Below are 19,339 nucleotides of genomic sequence, written 5' to 3' on the forward strand. Positions count from 1 at the left end.
GGGGATCAGATTGGGGAATCGGGTTGGGGGATCAGGAAGTACAAGGGGTGGCGCCGACGGCGAACCCGGCCGGCGTCCCGCTCGAGGCGCCGGTCGCCTGGAAGCCGATCGACGTCGACGCGCCGCCGGCCAGGTCGGGCGCCCAGGTCGGCGCTTTCGCGGTCGCCTGCGTGCCGGACTGGGTGACGGTGGCGCCCCAGCCGCCGGTGATCTGCGTGCCGGACGCCGCGGTCCAGCCGAGCGACCAGGCCTTCAGCGGGGTGGTGCCGGTGTTCTTCAGCGTCACGGAGGCGACGAAGCCGCCCTGCCACGTGTTGTCGACGTGGTAGGTGACCGCGCAGCTCACCGCGGGTGGCGGATCCGTCGTGCCGCCGCCCGAACCCGTCGGCGGGATCAGGTACGGCTGCAGGATCGCCTGCTTGGCCTGGTTGACGGTCGTCCAGTCGTCGTTGAGGATGCCGCCGGTGTCCCCGGAGTTCGGGTTCCACGACCAGTAGGTGAAGCTCATCCCGGTCGGTCCGGTGCCGGCGTACTTCATCAGCTCCTGCAGCCAGACCTTGTCGCGCGGGTCGGCGAGCGTGGTGCCGAACTCGCCGAGCAGCACCGGCGCGATGTTCTGCTTCTGCAGGTAGCCGAAGAAGTGGTCCCACAGCGCGGGCAGGTTCGCCGGGAAGGCCGGGTCGGAGAACCACGGCTGGGCGAACACCGACGTTGCGTACTCGTGCGCCGAGTAGACCAGCTTGTCCGGTTTGGACAGTCGCACGGGGGACTGCCGGGCGCCGGAGAGGTTGCCGCCCCACCAGCCGCACTGCGGGTCGCCGGTGCCGCTGACGCAGTCGACGCCCTCGACGATGACCAGCCAGTCCGGGTTCGCGGCCAGCACGGCGTTTCCGCCGCGTTCGGCGGCGAGCCGCCAGTCGGTCGCGGTGTCCCCGCACCCCCAGCACGCGCCGCCACCACCCTGGATCGAGTGCGGCTCGTTGTGCAGGTCGGCGCCGATCACCGTGGTGTTGCCCTTGTAGTGCTGGGCGAGCATCGTCCAGTCGGACAGCCAGCGGCTTTCGGGGTAGGCGCTGGTGTACCAGAGCGCGGACTGCGCGCCGGAGTCCGGCCGGTGCTGGTCGAGGATCACGCGCATGCCCTTGGTGCCGGCGTAGGCGATGATCTTGTCGAGCACCTGCAGCCCGGAAAGCCCCTGCAGGTCCGGGTTCTGGACGGCGTCGATGCTGTTCGGCTTGACGCCCGGGTCGAAGAGCTGGTTCGAGTACGGCAGCCGCAGCGTGTTGTACCCGAGGCTCGCCATCTGGTCGAGCATGTCCCGGTAGTTGCGGCTCCACAGGCCGTGCGGCGAGTAGTTGCCGGTCTCGGCGCCGAACCAGTTGACCCCGGTCATCCGGACCGGTGCGCCGGTGGCGTCGACGAGCTGGGAACCGGACGCGTGCCAGTACCCGGTGCCGGTGCCGGCGGCACTTTCACGTGAAAGTGCCGTCCCCAGGTGGGCACTTTCACGTGAAAGTGCCGGGGCGGGGGCCGCGGTGGCCGGGGACGCCGTGAGAACGGCGCCCCCGACCAGTGCGGCGACCGCCAGTGCGAGCAGTCGCTTCATCGAGTGCCTTTCAGCCGAACAGGGCGACGTGGGCGGCGAACGCCGTGGCGATCTCCGACTGCGACCAGAACCGGTGGTAGGTGAACGTCGGGGCGGCGCCACCGTCCAGGTAGGCCTGGACCTTCGGCCACTGCGGATCCGACTTGTAGAACGACCGGATCGAGGTGAACGTCGAGCTCGAGCTGATCGGGTCGCCGTTCGGCATCGTGCCGGTCCAACCGGAGGGCACGTACAGGCCCTGGTCGGTGGTGGCGTTGTAGGCGTCGTCGAACCGGTTGTAGTCCGTCCGGGTCTCCGGCACCGCGATGCCCTGAGTGTCCGCGTTCGCCGACAGCGCCGTCAGCAGCTGCTCCCCCACGCTCTTGGCCTGGGCGTTGCCCGAGCCGGAGGCGTAGTAGAGCAACGTCTTCGACAGCGAAGCCGCCACGCCGACGTCGTTGTTGTAGTTCTTCACCGTGACGTGCAGGCCGTTGTTCGACCCCGGACTGGTGGAACTCCAGGTATCCGGCGCGCCGCTCCAGGTCAGGTCGGCCGGGATCTGGAAGCTCCCGCCGGCACCGACCGTGGTGCCCGCGATGGCCCACGGGACCCACTTGTCGAGGATCTTCTTGGCCCGGGCGTCCTTGGTGGCCTGGTAGTACTCGGCGATGCGTTCCATGCCCCAGGTCTGGAAGCCGAACCACTGGTTGCTCGGCGGGTCGTGCCAGACCGGCGCCTGGTCGTAGAACATGCCGTAGAACGTCGGCGTGCCGCTGGGCGGCGTGCCGTACTGGCCTTCCCAGCTGTTGGTCGCGCCGCCGGCGAGGCCGCCCTCGGACGACTGGAGCCACTGCAGGAACTCCATCTGACGGCCGAGGCTGGTCGCCCAGTCACTCGCGCCGGTCGCCGACGTCACCTTCAGGCCCGGATCGGTCGAGAGCGCGTACGCGGCCAGCGGGTTCTGGTAGCCCTGGTGGGCCGCGCCGTCACCGATCCGCCACGCCCACGCGCTGGACGAGTCCATCGACCCGCCCCAGGCGTAGTACCAGGAGACCAGGTAGTGCTCGCTGTCCTTGCCACTGCCCGCGGGGCAGCTACTCGGGTTGACGCAGTTGCCGATCTTCTTGAAGTACTTGTCGAACAGCGAATACCGCAGGTAGTCGCCCATCTTCGATGCCTTCTTGACGACGGCCGCGACATCGGAGCTCTTGCCCTGGGCGGCCGCCCACTTCTCGGCCTGGAACGCCACCTGCACGGCGCGGGCGTCCGCGTCGGGCGCGTCGGTGTACTTCCACTGCTTCGCGTACGACGAGTCGCCGGTGAACAGGTCGAGGTAGCCGTTCTTGCCGCCGAACTTCAGGACGTCACAGCTGGGCTGGGTGACCGTCTCCCAGACCGACTCCTGCGAACCGCGCTGGAAGGTGTTGATGAACGCCGGGGCGGTGTTGGTGCCGTCCTCGCAGTGGCCGAACTTGTAGATGTTGTCCACGTCGAGCAGCCAGTGCATGCCGTAGACGTCCGGCGAGCCGTAGGCCGCCTTCAGCTCCGCCGCGATCGGGTCGGCGCCGACGGACACGCCGGACTGCAGCTGTGACGGGTACGACTTCGGGCTCGGGTACTCCGCCGCGTAGGTGGCCGGCTTGCTCGCGTTGTAGCCGGAGTTGCCCGGCTGGTCGGCCGCCGACGGGATCGCGTACGTCTCGATCGACGTCCAGGCCGCGTTGAACGGTGTCCAGTCCCCGGTGATCTGACCGTAGGAGGCTTCGAGCCAGAGGTAGTAGCTGAACGCCTCCGACGTCGTCTCGTGCCCGTGGTCGGGCGCCTCGACGATCAGCGTTTCGATCGAGTGGTAGGGCACCAGGATGCTGCCGAACTTGCGGAAGTAGCCGTTGTTCGGGTCCTTGATCTTGTTGTACTGCTTGAGGAACTCGACCTGGTAGTCCGATGTGGACGCCGAGATCTCGGTGACCGTGACGCTGGCCGCGGTGTAGCCGTTGCTGCTCGCGGTGAAGGTCGCGCTGCCGAGCGCTCCCCCGTTGTCGGCGCTCTTCACGGTGACGTTCTGCGGCGTGCTCCAGTTCGCCGTCGTGAAGGTGAGGCTCGCCGGGGTGGCCGTCAGGTCGGTGCTGCCGGTCGTCTTCGCGATCGCGACGGTGACCGGGCTCGTCGGCGCGCCGGCCAGGCTGACCCCGAAGGTCGTCGTACCGCCCTGCTTGACCTGCGCGGTCGCCGGGGTGGCGACGATCGTCGGACCGGACAGGACCTTGACGCTGACCGGGTTCGAGGACGTGGAGGCGCTCTTGTTGTCGTAGGCCTTCGCCGTGATCGAGTAGGTCCCGGCGGGGACGTTGCCCCAGTTGCCTTCGAAGGGCGCGGACGTGTCGGTGGCGAGCAGCGTGTCACCGGCGTAGAACTCGACCTTGCCGACGGTGCCGTCGGTGTCGGCCGCGGTCGCGGCGAGTGGGATGGTGGCCGGGGCGTAGTAGGTACCGGTCGAGGTGGGCGAGGTCAGGCTGACCGTCGGGGCCTTGTTGGCGCCGGTGCACGCGGAGCCGTTGACGGAGAAGTCCGTCGGCGGGCGGTTGGCGGAACCCTTGGTGCCGTTGAAGCCGAAGCTGGTGCTGGCCCCCGTCCCGAGGTGGCCGTTGTAGGAGAGGTTCGTCGCCGTGACCGCGGCGCCGGTCTGGGCGAAGGTGGCGCTCCAGCCCTGCTGGACCTTCTGGCCGTCGGGGAACGTCCAGCCGACCTGCCAGCTGTCGAGGGCCGCACCGTCGTTCCGCAGTGAAACGTTGGCCGTGAACCCGGTGTCCCAGTCGTTGGTGGTGTAGGTGACGGAGCAGGCCACGTCGGCGGCGAGCGCCGGTGGCACGGGGACGAGCAGGGCGGCCAGGACCACCGAACTCGCGACCAGCGGCAATACGCCGGCCTTGATGGGATGAGGGGAACGCATGGCTGCGGAACTCCTTTGTCCGTAGGGAGCCAGCGATCTGGGAGCGCTTCCAGGCGCAGACGGTAGCCAGCCGGAAACACCCCTGTAAAGAATCGAGTCAGAAGCACACGGTTCACCGCGACCCGGTCGTTGCCGACCCGCGAGTAGTCAGCCCGCTGAACACTCCTGAACAGCCCCACCCGTTGGTCGCGACGTCACCCGCCTGGCCCAGCCGGCCGGTCACCCACCGTGCCTTTCCACGCCCGGCTTGCGCCAAAGGCGTAGACCTGGACTAGGAGCGCTCCCAGCGTCCCGAGCCCACTACTCGCCACCGTGTCGTCCACCCAGGTACGCGTGTCGTCCCCCGGAGTACGCGTGTCGGCCATCCCGGTGCGCGTGTCGACCCCAGGATCACGCGAGTCGACCCTCCAGACACGTGAGCCGACCCTCCAAGCACGCGAACCGACCCTCTGGGTACGCGAACCGACCGTCCAGGCACGCGAGTTCGCCCCATCCGGCTGTGCAGGACGAGGCATCACCCGTGATCAGGGGGTCGACACGCGTGTTCGGAGGGACGAAACGGCACTCCGGGAGGCAGCACGTACCCAGGAGGCCGGTTCGCGTACCTGGGCGGACGACTCGCGTACCCGGGTGGACGATTCGCGTACCTGGGTGGACGACACGCGTACCTGGGTGGACGACTCGCGTACTTGGGCGGACGACACGGCTGGGGTCAGGCGGAGCCGCGGATCGCCAGGGAGACCGGGAGGACGTGCTGGCGGGGCTTCAAGGCGTGGTCGTCGAGGAGCTGCAGCATGGTCTCGACCATGGCGTGGACCTGCTCGCGCGGGTCCTGGTGCACGGACGTCAGGGGCGGGTCCATCGCCGGGGCGAGGGTGGCGTTGTCGTCGAAGCTGACCACCGCGATGTCCGCCGGGATGCGGCGGCCGGCCGCGTCCAGCGTGCGCAACGCGCCCACCGCCATCATGTCGCTCGCGACGAAGACGGCGTCGAGGTCCGCGTGGCGGGCGAGCAGCGCGGACATCGCGTTCGCGCCGCCCGAGAGCGTGAAGTCGGCCTCTTCGGCCAGGTCGACGGGGTCGAGCCCGGCGTCGAGCAGCGTCTTGCGCCAGCCGGCGAGCCGGTCGATCGCGGCGCTCTGGTCCTGCGGGCCGGCGATCGTGCCGATCCGCCGGCGGCCGGCCGCGACCAGGTGTTCCACGGCCAGCCGCGCGCCGCCTTCGTTGTCGAAGTCGACGACGTGGACGCCGCGGCGGATGCCCGCCGCCTGGCCGCCGAACACCACCGGGATGCGCAGCAGCCGCAACGCCTTGGGCAGCGGGTCGGCCCGGTGCGGGGCGAAGACCAGCGCGCCGTCGACGTGCCCGCCTTCGAGGAACCGGACGGTCTTGCTCAGGTCCTCGCGGGTGTCGCTGAAGATCAGCACCATCTGCCGGCCGACGTCGGCGAGTTCGCGGTAGCCGGCGCGCATGACCGCCGTGCGGTACGGGTCGTCGAGCAGCCGGGACTCGGGCTCCGAGAGCACCACCGCGATCGCCCCGGTCCGCCGGGTGACCAGCGAGCGGGCCGCCTGGTTCGGGGAATAGCCCAGGTCACGGGCCGCGGCCTGGACCTTCTCCCGCGCCGCCGCGCTGACGTACGCGTCGTCGTTCAGCGCCCGCGACGCCGTCGACCGCGACACGCCGGCGAACGCCGCGACGTCCTCCAGTGTCGGCCGCTCTTCATCCCCTGCTCGAGGCCCCACGGCACCGCCCTCGTTCCCACATCCACCCTGACGCCCTCAGCTTATCGTCCGCCCGTCCCGGCGACCGGGAGCGCTCCTCGCAGGAAACACTCCGGTTACAGCCCCTTGACACCGCCCGAGGCCGCCAGCAGACTCTGCGACACCTGGGAGCGCTCCCAGAAGGGCTCCCAGTAGTGAGAGCGCTCATTCCCGTCAACAAGGTGGTTGGACACGTGAGAACGATCCGGAACGGCCTGGTCCTCGCACTGGGCATCACGATGACGGCGCTCGGCGCCACGGCCTGCGGTGGCGGCGGTGACGCGACCCCGCCGGCGGCCGGCCCCAACGAGCACGTGGACCTGACGCTGGCGACGTTCACCGAGTTCGGCTACGAGGCCCTCATCCCGGAGTACGAGCGGCTGCACCCCAACATCAAGATCACCCACCGCAAGACCGGCCAGGGCGGGCCCTACCACCAGGACCTGATCACGAAGCTCGCCGCGGGCTCGGGCCTCGCCGACGTCACGGCGGTCGAAGAGGGCCACCTCTCCGACGTCCTCGACAAGGGCTCGAAGTTCAACGACCTGACCAAGATCGGCCCGGCCGACGCCTCGCCCGATCGCTGGCTCAGCTGGAAGTACGACGCCGCCAAGACCAAGGACGGCAAGCTCATCGGCTACGGCACCGACATCGGGCCGCTCGCCATGTGCTACCGCAAGGACATGTTCCAGGACGCCGGGCTGCCGACCGATCCCGAGCAGGTCAAGCCCCTGTTCGCCTCCTGGGACAGCTACTTCGCCGCGGGCGCGGACTACGTGTCCAAGTCGAAGGGCAAGGCCTGGTTCGACTCGGCCGCACAGAACTTCAACGCCATGGTCAACCAGCTCCCCACCGGCTACATCGGCACCGACGACAAGCTCGCCGTCGAGGGCAACCAGGGCATCAAGGACGCCTGGACCAAGGTCACCGACGCCGTCGCCAAGGGCGAGTCGGCCAAGCTGACCGCCTTCAGCCCCGAGTGGGAAGCCGGCTTCAAGCAGAACGCCTTCGCCACGAAGGTGTGCCCGGCGTGGATGCTCGGCGTGATCAAGGAACAAGCCGGTCCGGAGAACGCCGGCAAGTGGGCGGTCACCGCGGCCTTCCCCGGCGGCGGCGGCAACTGGGGCGGGTCCTACCTGACTGTGCCGACGCAGTCGAAGCACCCGAAGGAGGCCGCCGAGCTCGCGGCCTGGCTGACCGCGCCGGAACAGCAGATCAAGGCGTTCCAGGCCAAGGGCACCTTCCCGAGCCAGGTCAAGGCCCTCACGGACCCCGCGCTGCTGAGCAAGACCGACGACTACTTCGGCGCGAAGGTCGGCGAGCTGTTCGCCGAGCAGGCCAAGAAGGTCCAGAAGCCGCAGTACAAGGGCCCCGGTGACGGCCAGATCCAGGAGAACGCCTCCAGCCCGGCACTGAAGGCGGTCGAGCAGGGCAAGTCGGCGGCGGACGGCTGGCAGCAGATGGTCGACTCGGCGAAGAAGATCAGCCGCTGACCTCATGACCGTCATCGACAAGATCGCGCCGGAAGGGAGCAAGGCCGGGGAGCGAACGTCTCCCCGGCCCACCTTCCGGCACAAGCTGAGCCGGTGGGACGTCAAGGTATCGCCGTACCTCTACATCGCGCCGTTCTTCATCGTCTTCGGGATCGTCGGGCTGTTCCCGCTGCTGTACACCGCGTACGTCTCGCTCTTCAAGTGGGAGGCGGGGGACGACAACCCCGTGTTCATCGGCTTCGACAACTTCAAGGAGCTGTTCGCCGACAGCCAGTTCTGGAACGCGCTGACCAACACGATCAGCATCTTCCTGCTCTCCAGCATTCCGCAGCTGATCATCGCCATGCTGCTCGCGGCCCTGCTCGGGAGCAGGCTGCGCGGCGCGACCGGCTGGCGCGTCGGCATCCTGCTGCCGTACGCGGCCAGCCTGGTGTCGATCGGGATCATCTTCGCGAACTTGTTCGGCCCGAAGTACGGCCTGATCAACGACGTGCTGCAGCTGATCGGGCTGGACCCGGTCGACTGGCAGGCCAGCCGGTTCGGCAGCCACGTCGCGATCGCGATCATGGTCAACTGGCGCTGGACCGGCTACAACGCGCTGATCGTGCTGGCCGCCATGCAGGCCATCCCGAAGGAACTGCACGAGGCCGCGCTGATCGACGGCGCGGGGATGTGGCGGCGGTTCACCGCCGTCACGCTGCCGCTGCTGAAGCCGACGCTGATCTTCGTCACCATCACCTCCACGATCGGCGGACTGCAGATCTTCACGGAGCCCAAGCTGTTCGACGCCATGCCCGGGTCGAACAACGGCGGCTCCTCCAACCAGTTCCAGACCGTGACGCTGTACCTGTACCAGTCCGCGTTCGAGAACTACAACCTCGGCTACGCCTCGGCGATCGCCTGGGTGCTGTTCGTGATCATCGTCATCATCGCGCTGGTGAACTTCCTGCTCACCGGCCGCCTGGCCCGCACCCCGGCGGTGAAGAAGAAATGACCACCATCCACAGTGGACTTCGCAAGAGCGTCGCCACGCTCGGGAAACCGCGCAAGGCGACCTACTGGGTGCTCGCCATCTTCGTGCTCGGCTCACTGTTCCCGTTCTACTGGTCGTTCCTGGTGGCCAGCCGCGACAACGGGATGCTCACCGAGCCCGTCCCGCCGATCCTGCCCGGCGGCAACTTCTTCGCCAACGCGTCGCGGGTCTTCGACACCGTGCCGTTCTGGAAGGCGCTGGCCAACAGCGTCATCGTGTCCGGCACGGTCACCCTGACCACCGTGCTGTTCTCGTCGCTGGCCGGGTTCGCCTTCGCCAAGCTACGGTTCCGCGGCAAGAACGGGCTGTTCGTGTTCATCGTCGTCACGCTCGCCGTGCCGACCCAGCTGGGCATCATCCCGCTGTTCATCGCGATGTCGAAGCTGGGCTGGGCAGGCGGGCTGCAGTCGGTGATCGTGCCCAACCTGGTCACCGCGTTCGGCGTGTTCTGGATGCGGCAGTACACCGTCGACGCGCTCCCGTACGAGCTGATCGAGGCCGCGCGCGTCGACGGCTGCAGCATGATCCGGATCTTCTGGAACGTCTGCCTGCCCGCCGTGCGCCCGGCCGCGGCGATCCTGGCGATGTTCACGTTCATGATGTCGTGGAACGACTTCCTGTGGCCGCTGGTGGTGCTGGACGCGGGCAACCCGACCGTCCAGGTGGCCCTGGAAAAGCTGCAGAGCGGTTACTACGTCGACTATTCGCTGGTGCTGGCCGGCACGACCCTGGCCACCATCCCGATCCTCATCGTCTTCCTCCTCCTCGGCCGCCAGATCGTGGCCGGGATCATGCAAGGTGCTGTGAAAGGGTGACCATGTCCGTACATCCCGACAGCGTTCGGGCGGCAGACGTCCGGGAGAACGCCGCGCTGATGTTCCCGCCCGCCTTCGTCTGGGGCGCCGCCACTGCGGCGTTCCAGGTCGAAGGGGCCACCACGGCCGACGGGCGCACCGACTCGGTCTGGGACGTCTTCGCGCGCCGTCCGGGTGCGGTCGTGGGCGGCGACACCGGGGACCCGGCGGCCGACCACTACCGCCGCTACGGCGAGGACGTCGACCTGATGCGGCGCCTCGGCCTGGGCGCCTACCGGTTCTCGCTGGCGTGGCCGCGCGTGCGGCCGGACGGCGGCGCGCCCAACGCCGCCGGGATCGCGTTCTACGACCGGCTCGTCGACCGGTTGCTGGAGGCCGGGATCGAGCCGTGGGCGACGCTCTACCACTGGGACCTGCCGCAGACGCTGGAGGACAAGGGCGGCTGGACGTCCCGGGACACGGCGTACCGCTTCGCCGAGTACACCGAGACCGTGCTGGCCCGCCTCGGCGACCGCGTCGCCAGCTGGTCGACGCTCAACGAGCCGTGGTGTGCCGCGATGCTCGGCTACGCGGGCGGCATCCACGCGCCGGGCCGCACCGACCACACCGCCGCCGTCGCCGCCACGCACCACCTGCTGCTGGGGCACGGGCTCGCGATGGACATCATCCGGGCGCACGCGCCGGACGTCCCGGCCGGGATCACGCTCAACCTGTACCCGGTCGTCCCGCACGACCCGGCGAACGCGAGCGACGTCGCCGCGTGCCGCCGGATCGACGGCCTGCAGAACCGGCTGTTCCTGGATCCCGTGCTGCGCGGCGGTTACCCGGACGACCTGGTCGAGGACCTGGCGCCGTTCGGCCTCGGCGACGTCGTCCGGCCCGATGACAGCGCTGTCATCGCCGCGCACGTCGACTGGCTCGGCGTGAACTACTACCGCGACTACCGCGTCGCGGGCCGTCCCGTGGCGGGCAGCGAACCGGCGGGCCCCGAGTGGGTCGGTGCGGGCGACGTCCACTTCGTGCCCGACCCGGCCGCGCCCCGCACGGACTCCGGCTGGGAAGTCCAGCCGGCCGGCCTGACGGAGTCGCTGCTGCAGGTCCACCGCGGCTACCGCCCGGTGCCGCTGTACATCACGGAGAACGGCGCGGCCTACCCCGACGTCGTCTCCGACGGCGGCGAGATCGTCGACACCGACCGCGTCGCGTTCCTGGACTCGCACCTGCGCGCGGCGCACGAAGCGCTCGCGGCGGGCGTCGACCTGCGGGGTTACTTCTACTGGTCGCTGCTGGACAACTTCGAGTGGGCGGAGGGCTACGCGAAGCGCTTCGGCCTGGTCCACGTCGACTACGCGACGCAGGAGCGGACGCCGAAGCGGAGCGCCCACTGGTACTCGCGGGTGATCGGCCTCAACGGCCTGGGCTGAGCCACGGTCCGTGAAGGCCTCCTTGAGGGACGTAGAGTCCCTCAAGGAGGCCTTCACGGACTTGCGAGGCGGCCGACCGACGGACGGAGGGACGGCGAGTCCGCGCCCCTCACGGGTCCACGTCGGGGCGTGCGAGTGACAGACTGGCCGGTATGGGACTGCGCAGCGAAGCTTGGTTCAACAACCCCGCCGACCCCGGGATGACCGCGCTCTACCTCGAGCGGTACATGAACTGGGGCCTGACCAGGGAAGAGCTGCAGTCCGGGAAGCCGATCATCGGGATCGCGCAGACCGGCTCGGACCTCACCCCGTGCAACCGGCACCACCTGCAGCTGGCCGACCGGACGCGCGAAGGGATCCGTGAGGCCGGCGGGATCGCGATCGAGTTCCCGGTGCACCCCATCCAGGAGACCGGCAAGCGCCCGACCGCCGCGCTGGATCGCAACCTCGCCTACCTCGGGCTCGTCGAGACGCTCTACGGCTACCCCATCGACGGCGTCGTCCTGACCACCGGCTGCGACAAGACGACGCCGGCGTGCCTGATGGCCGCCGCGACCGTCGACATCCCCGCCATCGTGCTGTCCGGCGGGCCGATGCTCAACGGCTGGCACAACGGCGAGCGCACCGGGTCCGGCACGATCGTCTGGAAGGCCCGGGAGCTGCTGGCCGCCGGGAAGATCGACGACGCCGGGTTCATGGAGCTGGTCGCGTCGTCCGCGCCGTCGCCGGGGCACTGCAACACGATGGGCACGGCCTCGACGATGAACGCGCTCGCCGAGGCGCTCGGGATGAGCCTGCCCGGCTGCGCGGCCATCCCGGCGCCGCACCGCGACCGGGCGCGGATGGCCTACCGCACCGGGTTGCGGATCGTCGAGCTGGTGCGGGAAGACCTGAAGCCGTCGGACATCCTGACGCGTGAGGCGTTCGAGAACGCCATCGTCGTCAGCTCGGCGATCGGCGGGTCCACCAACGCGCCGATCCACCTGAGCGCGATCGCCCGGCACATCGGCGTCGACCTGCCGCTGACCGAGTGGCAGCGGCTCGGGTACGCCGTGCCGCTGCTGGTCGACCTGCAGCCGGCCGGCAAGTACCTCGGCGAGGAGTTCCACCGCGCCGGCGGCGTCCCGGCCGTGGTGCACGAGCTGATGGCCCACGGCCTGATCCACGAGGACGCGCCCACCGTCAACGGCCGCAGCCTCGGCGACAACTGCCGCGACGCCGAGGCGGGCGACCGCGACGTCATCCGGACCTTCGACACGGCGCTGGTCGCCGACGCGGGCTTCCTCGTGCTGCACGGCAACCTCTTCGACGCCGCGATCATGAAGTCCAGCGTGATCTCGCCCGAGTTCCGGCGCCGCTACCTGGCGGGCGGGGTGTACGAGGGCACCGCGGTCGTGTTCGACGGCCCGGAGGACTACCACGCCCGCATCGACGACCCGGACCTCGGCGTCGACGAGGACTCGCTGCTCGTGATGCGCGGCACCGGCCCGCTCGGCTACCCCGGCTCGGCCGAGGTGGTGAACATGCGCCCGCCCGCCGAGCTGATCAAGCGCGGGGTGCACGAACTGCCGTGCCTCGGCGACGGCCGGCAGTCGGGCACCTCCGGCTCGCCGTCGATCCTCAACGCCTCCCCCGAAGCCGCGGCCGGCGGCGGTCTCGCCGTGCTGCGGACAGGTGACCGGGTGCGCATCGACCTCGGCGCGGGCACCGCGGACGTGCTGATCTCCGGCGATGAACTCACGCTGCGTCACAAGGAACTCGAGGAAGCGGGCGGCTACCGGGTGCCCGCGTCGCAGACGCCGTGGCAGGAAATCCAGCGATCGATGGTCGACCAGTTGTGTGACGGCATGGTCCTGCGCCCGGCCGTGGCGTACCAGCGCGTAGCGTCGACGCAAGGTATCCCCCGGGACAACCACTGACGGTATTGCTCTAATGCGGCACGTTCACGGAAAAGTGCTGCTTGGAACCCGCGCCACGGGGGTACCTGTGGGGTAAGCCGAGGCCGAGGAGGACCCCCGATGCTGCCGGACCGTGAACGTCATGCCCTGCGCGAGATCGAGGCGGAACTGCTGGCGAGCGACCCCACGCTCGCCGACGTGTTCAGCGGTCGCGACATGCGGCAAGCCCGGCGCTGGAGCCTCCTGCTCATCCTGTGTGACGTCACGGCGGTGGTGATGCTCGTCGTCGGCCTGTTCGCCCGGGACGCCTCGCTGGTGCTCTGGGGCACCGTCAGCGCGGGCGCGCTGGTGGCGTGGCACATCGCCCGCTCGGAGACAACCCGGAAGACCACCACGGGCGAAGCCGAGCCCGCCGCCCACTGAGTCTCCCGGCCGCGATCCTCCCGGCTCGTCCGCGTGAGAGACGTCCGGGTCACGACGCGGATCCGTTGCCGCAGCGCGGAAAAGCTGGTGTCGCCGTTCTTGTCGGACGCGACAATCTCGCCGGGTCTTCGGCGCGGATCACCAGCCGGCGGTCCCCCGGGTCGAGCGACGACGAAACCGGCCGCTTGCCCGAGCCCTGCGGTTCGGCGTCAGCGTCGCGTCGTGCTTTCGCGTGGTACCTGCCAGCTGGTCCTTCGCGGCCCTCCGTCAGGACGCCTTGAGCGCCTTCTCCAGCTCGGTCCGCGTCATCTTCGAGCGGCCCTTGACGTTCTTCTCCCGCGCGAGCTTGTCGAGGTCGGTCTTGGACAGGTCCGCCAGGTCAGGCTGCTTCTTCGCCGTCTTGGCGGGCTTCTTGGCCGGTTTCTTGCCCCCGCCCTTGCGGCTCTTCACGCTGCGCGAAAGGGCTTCGAACAGGTCGACGACGTCGGCCGAAGGCTCCGGTTCCTCCTCGTGGGTGAGCTCCTTGCCGGACTTCTTGGCCTTGATCAGGTCCTCGACGCGCTCGGAGTACTCGTCGCGGAAGTCGTCGGGCCGCCACGGCGCGGTCATCTCGTCGACCAGGGAAAGAGCCATGTCGAGCTCCTTCGGCCGCGGCTTCGGCAGCTTGGGCAGCCCGCCCATCACGTCCTTCGGCTTCCGCAGGTCCGCGACGAAGTGCAGGGTGTTGAGGACCATCACGCCCTCACCCGCGCGGACCGCGCAGAGGTACTCCTTGCCGCGCAGCACGAACTTCGCGACGCCCGCCTTCTCGCTGCGGTCCATCGCCCGCAGCAGCAGGCCGTACGCCTTGGCGAAGTCCTCCTTCGCCGGCTTCAGCCAGTACGTCCGGTCGTAGAACCACGGATCGATCTCGTCGAGCTCCACGAACCGCTCGATGTCGATCCGCCGCGACCGCTCGGGCGCGATCTCGTCCAGCTCGTCCGGTTCGACGAGCACGTGGTCGCCGCCGCCGACGTCGTACCCCTTGACGATCTCGTCCTGGGTGACCTCGTCGCCGGTCCGCTCGTTCACCTTGCGGTTGCGGATCCGGTCGGACGTCCCGCGTTCGAACTGGTGGAAGTGGATCGTGTGGTCCGCCACCGCGGGGTACAGCTCCACCGGGACGGTGACCAGCCCCAGGCTCAACGCACCACTCCAGACCGGTCTGGCCATGTCGACCTCCTCACCGCCCTCCGATACCCGCGCGGAGGCACCCCGAAACGGCTCAGGCGACTTCGCTGCTGCTGGCGCCGTGGCGGTGCAGGCCCAGCATCTCGAGCAGCAGCGCGCAGTCGCCGGCGTCCTTCGCGCCCGCCGCGACGGCCAGCGCCGCCTTCCGGCGCAACCGCTCCCGGTCCGGCGTGTCCTCGCCGTCGACCAGCAGGTCGGTCACCGGCCGCAGATCGTTCCGCTTGTCCCTCATCCCGAGCTCCCCTGTGACGTGGCCTTTCCGGCCTCCTGACGCCCGGCTACCCACGATCGCCGGACGAAACACAGGAGTCACCGGACCGGACGCCGGAGACGGCAATCATTAGGCCGAACGAGTGAATTCAGCCGACACGGGCGCCGGAACCGGCAAGGTGGTGAGACCCACGTCACACCAGGAGGTCGCATGGGCACCCAGATCCGCATCAGCCGCGAGGACGGCTCGCTGCCCTGCGAGGTCTGCGGGTTCCCCACGATGCACGTCGCCCAGGTCGTCGGCGACGACGGCCGGGTGCTCGGCCGCACCCTGGTCTGCACGACGTGCACGCGGAGCCGGCAACGCCCCGACCCGGTCCTGCAGGCCGACGCGCCCCCGGACGAGGTCCCCACCAGCTAGCCCACCCGAGTCCCGCCGACCGACTCGCTCATCTCCCCGGCGATGACGGACGTGCCGACCGCGCCTGCCGCCACCGAAGCCACGGCCTTGTGCCCGCCCGAACCGACGAGACCCCCACGACAGCGCGCAGGCCGTCGTGAGTGTTGAGGGCGGTTAGAACCGCCCTCAACACTCACGACCCCCTCCGCGACCCGGCAAGTCGGGCCGTCGTCAGCCACGTTCGGCACCCCGCACCGGAACCGCCCCGCCCAGGTCCGTGAAGGCCTCCTTGAGGGACTTAGTGTCCGTGAAGGAGGCCTTCACGGACCTCAAGCCGCTGCCGGCCTCAGTTGCTCGTCGTCGCCACCGCCGCGACGAACTCCGCCGCCACCTCGTGGAGCTTGCGGTTGCCGTCCTGGGAGCGCTTGACCAGGCGCTGGAACGCGTCCTCCGCCGTGATCCGGTGCGCCGCCATCAGGATTCCCTTGGCCTGCTCGATCACCGCGCGCGTCTCCAGCGCGCGGTTGAGCTGTTCGATCAGCTCCTGGGCCGCGAAGTAGCGGCGCGCGCTGCGCAGGCCGAGGACCACCGTCGCGGTGTACAGCTCGAGGATCTTCGTGCCCAGCTCGCTGAACCCGTGCTGGTCGAACCCGAACAGGTTGACCGCGCCGGACATGTCGTCGTCCACCGTCAGCGGCGCGGCGAGGAAGCTGGCGACGCCCAGTTGCTCGGCCTTCGTCACGAACTGCGGCCACAGGTCCCCGACCGCGCCCACGCCGACCCGGACCGGCTGCCCGGTCTCGGCGGCGCGCAGGCACGGACCGTCCCCGATGCGGTACTGCTCGCGGTCGAAGTTGACCGCCCGCTGGTCGGTGCTGGCGACCGTCTCCGGCTCGCCGTCCCGGACCAGGGTGATGCTCGCCATGTCGGCCCCCGGCACCACCTGCACGGCGTGGTCGCAGACCGCCTGCAGCATCTGGCCGAGGTCCAGCTGGGTGTCGAGCATCGCGGTCAGCGACTCCATCGCGACCGTCACATCGTCGAGCCGCGCGGTGAGCTGTTCATGCCCGCCCGTCATCCTGGTGACGCCCCTTCTTTTGTGCTAAGGGCGCTCTAAGACCAGGGAGGACCCGGGCGCGCGCCACAGTGGGCCGCTAGCGCTTTAACGGGTCCGGCGCGAGATTACTGCATCCCCGCAGCGGCGAGCACAAGCGGTCACCACCTCCGGCGTGCCGCGCGTCCGTTCGGAGCAGCGACGGTCGCGGGGGCCCGGACAGTTCACCCAGCGGCCGGTGCCGCCGACCGATCCGTCCGAAGTGGACTTCGCGGCCTAGCCCACGGCCTCGGACAACGCCGGCAGCAGTTCCTTCTCGGCGAAGTCGAGGAAGCCGTCCTGCTGGTCGCCGCCGATCTGGATCAGCGCGACGTCGGTGAAGCCGGCTTCCGCGAACTCGCGCACACCCTCGACGATCGGCTCGACGTCCGGGCCGCACGGGATCGACCCGGCGACGTCGTCCTCGCGGACGAACTGGGTGGCGCCGGCGAACCCGGCCGGGCCCGGCAGCTCGGCGTTGACCTTCCAGCCGCCGGCGAACCAGCGGAACTGCTCGTGCGCGCGCTTGACCGCGGCGTCGCGGTCGGCGCCCCAGGACACCGGCAGCTGGGCGATCTTGCGGGACGCCGGGCCGGGCCGCGCGGCGTCCCACGCCCGCGCCAGCTCCGCCTTCGGCTCGACGGCGATCATCGCGTCGGCGACCGGGGCGAACCGCCGGACCGACTGCGGCCCGGACACCGCGACGCCGATCGGCGTGCGGATCTCCGGCAGGTCCCACAGCTTCGCGGAGTCGACCCGGAAGTGCTTGCCCTCGTAGTCGAAGGACCCGCCGTCGAAGAGGCCGCCGATGATCTGGACGGCCTCGGCGAGCATGTCGTGGCGGACGTTCGCGGGCGGCCAGCCGCGGCCTACGACGTGCTCGTTGAGGTTCTCGCCCGCGCCGAGGCCGAGGGTGAACCGCCCGCCGGACAGCGCCTGCACGGTCGCCGCCTTCTGGGCCACCACCGCCGGGTGATACCGCATGGTCGGGCAGGTCACGAACGTCATCAGCTCGGCGCGTTCGGTCACCTGGGTGACCGCGCCCAGCACGCTCCAGGCGTACGGCGAGTGGCCCTGTTCGGCCAGCCAGGGCGAGTAGTGGTCGCTCATCACCTCGAAGGCGAACCCCGCCTGCTCCGCGCCGGCGGCGTACCGCACCAGGTCCTTCGGCCCCGTCTGTTCGGTCATCAGGGTGTAGCCGATCCGCATCGGAACTCCTCTCGTTCCGCGCCGCGTACCCGGCCCCGGTGATGATCAACCGCGACGTTTTGCCCGGCCGGGCACCGGGTATCCGCCGACCGTCGAAGGGAGCGGTCATGCCTCGGGCCTGGAGCGACAAGCGCGAGCGTCAGTACGAGCACATCAAGGACTCGCAGGAAGATCGCGGCGCGAGCACGAAGCGGGCCGAAGAGATCGCCGCCCGCACGGTGAACAAGAACCGTGCCCGGTCGGGTGAGTCGCGCGAAGCGAGCCGGACGTCCCTCGAGGGCAAGTCCCCGCAGCAGCGTGGCGGCGAGCGCGCCGGGAAGGGCAAGGGCCCGGGCGGCCTGACGAAGGCTCAGCTCTACAACGAAGCCAAACAGCGGAACATCGACGGCCGCTCCAAGATGACCAAGGAAGAGCTCGAACGGGCACTCGGCCGGTGACGGCGCCCTCGAGTCCGGATCGCGAAGTGTCAGGGTTCCCCCAGATGGGTAGACAGTCCGGTATGGAAGAAACACGAAGTGGCACGTCCGGCGGTCAGCCTTCGGCCGACGGCCTGCTCGACGAGGTGGTGGAGCTGCGGTTGCCCGCCATGGCCGAGCAGATCCCCCTGGTCCGGATGCTCACGCACGGCATGGTGTCCCGCGCGGACTTCGGGCTGGACGCCATCGCGGACGCGAAGATGGCGGTCGACGAAGCGTGCGCGCAGCTCGTCCAGCTCGCGGAGCTCGGCACGCAGCTGCACTGCCGCTTCCGGCAGACCCCCGACGCGCTGCACGTCGTGGTCTCGGCCCGCTCGACCGACCCCCGGCCGCCCAGCGACCGGACGTTCGGCTGGCACGTCCTGACCACCCTGAGCCGCGCGGTGACCGCCCACTGCGACGTCCTCCCGGGCGGGGGCGCCGGCATCATCACGATCGAATTGGAGCTCAACCCGGGAACGAGCGCGTGAGCGGCGAGCGCAGAGCCGTGCTCCACCGCCCCGACGAATACGCCCACTGCGAGCCGTTGTTCGAAGAGCTGGGCGAGCTGCCCGAGGGCGACCCGCGGCGGGACGTGGTCCGGAGCAAGCTCGTGACCGAGCTGCTGCCGCTGGCCGAGCACATCGCGACCCGGTTCTCCGGGCGCGGCGAGCCGCGGGAGGACCTGGTCCAGGTGGCGCGGATCGGCCTGATCAACGCCGTCGACCGGTTCGACCCGGCGCGCGGTCACGACTTCCTGTCCTTCGCGGTGCCGACGATCATGGGTGAGGTCCGGCGCCACTTCCGCGACACCGGCTGGTCGGTCCGCGTGCCGCGCCGGCTCAAGGAGCTGCACCTCTCCCTCAGCCAGGGCTCCGCCACGTTGTCGCAGCGCCTCGGGCGCGCGCCGACACCGACCGAGCTGGCCGAGCACCTGAGCCTCGACGTCGACGAGGTCCGCGAGGGCCTGCTCGCCGGGAACGCCTACCAGGCGCTGTCGGTGGACAAGCCGGTGCACGACGACGCCGAGGCGCTCTCGCTGGCCGACACCATGGGCGAGCCGGACCACGAGATGGCCATGGTGGAGAACCACGAGGCCCTCCAGCCGCTGCTGCAGGAGCTGCCGCCCCGCGAGCGCGCGATCCTCGTGATGCGGTTCTTCGGCGGCCTGACGCAGACCCAGATCGCCGACCGCGTCGGCATCTCCCAGATGCACGTCTCCCGGCTGCTGTCGCAAACGCTGGAACAGCTGCGCGGCAAGCTCTCCGGCGACGCCTGACGCCGGCGGGCGGCCTCCCGCGCCGCCGCCGGCCCCGCTTCAGGCGTTCTCGCCACCCTCCTGGCACCGTCCGGGCGGCG

17 protein-coding genes are annotated in these 19,339 nt (G+C 69.9%); 10 read left to right on the forward strand and 7 right to left on the reverse strand.

The window, feature by feature from the left end:
• Positions 1-31 precede the first annotated feature (31 nt).
• The 3 genes from OHS18_RS07900 to OHS18_RS07910 all read right to left on the reverse strand — a co-directional run bounded on the left by OHS18_RS07900 (position 32) and on the right by OHS18_RS07910 (position 6,243).
• Positions 32-1,606 carry a cellulase family glycosylhydrolase gene (locus OHS18_RS07900; RefSeq protein ID WP_328616490.1) on the reverse strand — a complete coding sequence of 525 codons (1,575 nt, stop codon included), beginning with the start codon at positions 1,604-1,606 and terminating at the stop codon, positions 32-34.
• A gap of 10 nt (positions 1,607-1,616) precedes the next feature.
• Positions 1,617-4,535, reverse strand: coding sequence for a glycoside hydrolase family 48 protein (locus OHS18_RS07905; protein WP_328616491.1), 2,919 nt, complete (start codon positions 4,533-4,535; stop codon positions 1,617-1,619).
• 712 nt (positions 4,536-5,247) lie between these two features.
• Positions 5,248-6,243, reverse strand: coding sequence for a LacI family DNA-binding transcriptional regulator (locus OHS18_RS07910; RefSeq protein WP_328458917.1), 996 nt, complete (start codon positions 6,241-6,243; stop codon positions 5,248-5,250).
• 248 nt (positions 6,244-6,491) lie between these two features.
• Between OHS18_RS07910 and OHS18_RS07915 the strand changes: the two genes are divergently transcribed.
• From OHS18_RS07915 to OHS18_RS07940, 6 genes are all read left to right on the forward strand, one after another.
• Positions 6,492-7,790 carry an ABC transporter substrate-binding protein gene (locus OHS18_RS07915; RefSeq protein ID WP_328454479.1) on the forward strand — a complete coding sequence of 433 codons (1,299 nt, stop codon included), beginning with the start codon at positions 6,492-6,494 and terminating at the stop codon, positions 7,788-7,790.
• A gap of 4 nt (positions 7,791-7,794) precedes the next feature.
• Positions 7,795-8,784 carry a carbohydrate ABC transporter permease gene (locus OHS18_RS07920; protein WP_328454477.1) on the forward strand — a complete coding sequence of 330 codons (990 nt, stop codon included), beginning with the start codon at positions 7,795-7,797 and terminating at the stop codon, positions 8,782-8,784.
• On the forward strand, positions 8,781-9,638 hold the full coding sequence (locus tag OHS18_RS07925; protein ID WP_328454475.1) for a carbohydrate ABC transporter permease: 858 nt from the start codon (positions 8,781-8,783) through the stop codon (positions 9,636-9,638). The genes OHS18_RS07920 and OHS18_RS07925 overlap by 4 nt, the downstream gene beginning before the upstream one ends.
• A complete protein-coding gene (locus OHS18_RS07930) occupies positions 9,635-11,062 on the forward strand; it encodes a GH1 family beta-glucosidase (protein ID WP_328454473.1) in 1,428 nt (475 codons plus the stop codon). The genes OHS18_RS07925 and OHS18_RS07930 overlap by 4 nt, the downstream gene beginning before the upstream one ends.
• Positions 11,063-11,214: 152 nt before the next feature.
• Positions 11,215-12,981, forward strand: a complete 1,767-nt coding sequence (locus OHS18_RS07935) for an IlvD/Edd family dehydratase (protein WP_328616492.1) — start codon at positions 11,215-11,217, stop codon at positions 12,979-12,981.
• A 99-nt stretch (positions 12,982-13,080) separates the two neighbouring features.
• Positions 13,081-13,383 (forward strand): DUF3040 domain-containing protein, encoded by a 303-nt coding sequence (locus tag OHS18_RS07940; protein WP_328454469.1) that lies wholly within the window; start codon positions 13,081-13,083, stop codon positions 13,381-13,383.
• A 267-nt stretch (positions 13,384-13,650) separates the two neighbouring features.
• Here OHS18_RS07940 and ku read toward each other — a convergent pair whose 3' ends face one another.
• Together ku and OHS18_RS07950 are read right to left on the reverse strand one after the other, a co-directional pair.
• On the reverse strand, positions 13,651-14,595 hold the full coding sequence (gene ku / locus OHS18_RS07945) for a non-homologous end joining protein Ku (RefSeq protein ID WP_328454467.1): 945 nt from the start codon (positions 14,593-14,595) through the stop codon (positions 13,651-13,653).
• A gap of 52 nt (positions 14,596-14,647) precedes the next feature.
• A complete protein-coding gene (locus OHS18_RS07950; RefSeq protein ID WP_328616493.1) occupies positions 14,648-14,845 on the reverse strand; it encodes a hypothetical protein in 198 nt (65 codons plus the stop codon).
• 189 nt (positions 14,846-15,034) lie between these two features.
• On the opposite strand from OHS18_RS07950, the gene OHS18_RS07955 reads away from it, so the two are divergent.
• Entirely contained in the window at positions 15,035-15,244 is a 210-nt protein-coding gene (locus tag OHS18_RS07955; protein ID WP_328454464.1) for a hypothetical protein, read from the forward strand.
• A gap of 325 nt (positions 15,245-15,569) precedes the next feature.
• Here OHS18_RS07955 and OHS18_RS07960 read toward each other — a convergent pair whose 3' ends face one another.
• Both OHS18_RS07960 and OHS18_RS07965 read right to left on the reverse strand, forming a co-directional pair.
• A complete protein-coding gene (locus tag OHS18_RS07960; protein ID WP_328454462.1) occupies positions 15,570-16,301 on the reverse strand; it encodes a GAF and ANTAR domain-containing protein in 732 nt (243 codons plus the stop codon).
• Between the two features lie 252 nt (positions 16,302-16,553).
• Positions 16,554-17,525 carry a TIGR03557 family F420-dependent LLM class oxidoreductase gene (locus OHS18_RS07965; protein ID WP_328616494.1) on the reverse strand — a complete coding sequence of 324 codons (972 nt, stop codon included), beginning with the start codon at positions 17,523-17,525 and terminating at the stop codon, positions 16,554-16,556.
• A 107-nt stretch (positions 17,526-17,632) separates the two neighbouring features.
• Between OHS18_RS07965 and OHS18_RS07970 the strand changes: the two genes are divergently transcribed.
• From OHS18_RS07970 to OHS18_RS07980, 3 genes are all read left to right on the forward strand, one after another.
• Positions 17,633-17,962: a plasmid stabilization protein gene (locus OHS18_RS07970; RefSeq protein WP_328616495.1), complete on the forward strand. Its 330-nt coding sequence runs from the start codon at positions 17,633-17,635 to the stop codon at positions 17,960-17,962.
• A gap of 62 nt (positions 17,963-18,024) precedes the next feature.
• The gene (locus OHS18_RS07975; protein WP_328454456.1) at positions 18,025-18,471 is read left to right on the forward strand and encodes an ATP-binding protein; all 447 of its coding nucleotides are present in this window, start codon (positions 18,025-18,027) and stop codon (positions 18,469-18,471) included.
• Positions 18,468-19,259, forward strand: a complete 792-nt coding sequence (locus OHS18_RS07980; protein ID WP_328454454.1) for a SigB/SigF/SigG family RNA polymerase sigma factor — start codon at positions 18,468-18,470, stop codon at positions 19,257-19,259. Before OHS18_RS07975 ends, OHS18_RS07980 begins: the two co-directional genes overlap by 4 nt.
• Positions 19,260-19,339 lie beyond the last annotated feature (80 nt).

The sequence above is a fragment of the Amycolatopsis sp. NBC_00355 genome (assembly GCF_036104975.1).
Lineage (GTDB): Bacteria > Actinomycetota > Actinomycetes > Mycobacteriales > Pseudonocardiaceae > Amycolatopsis.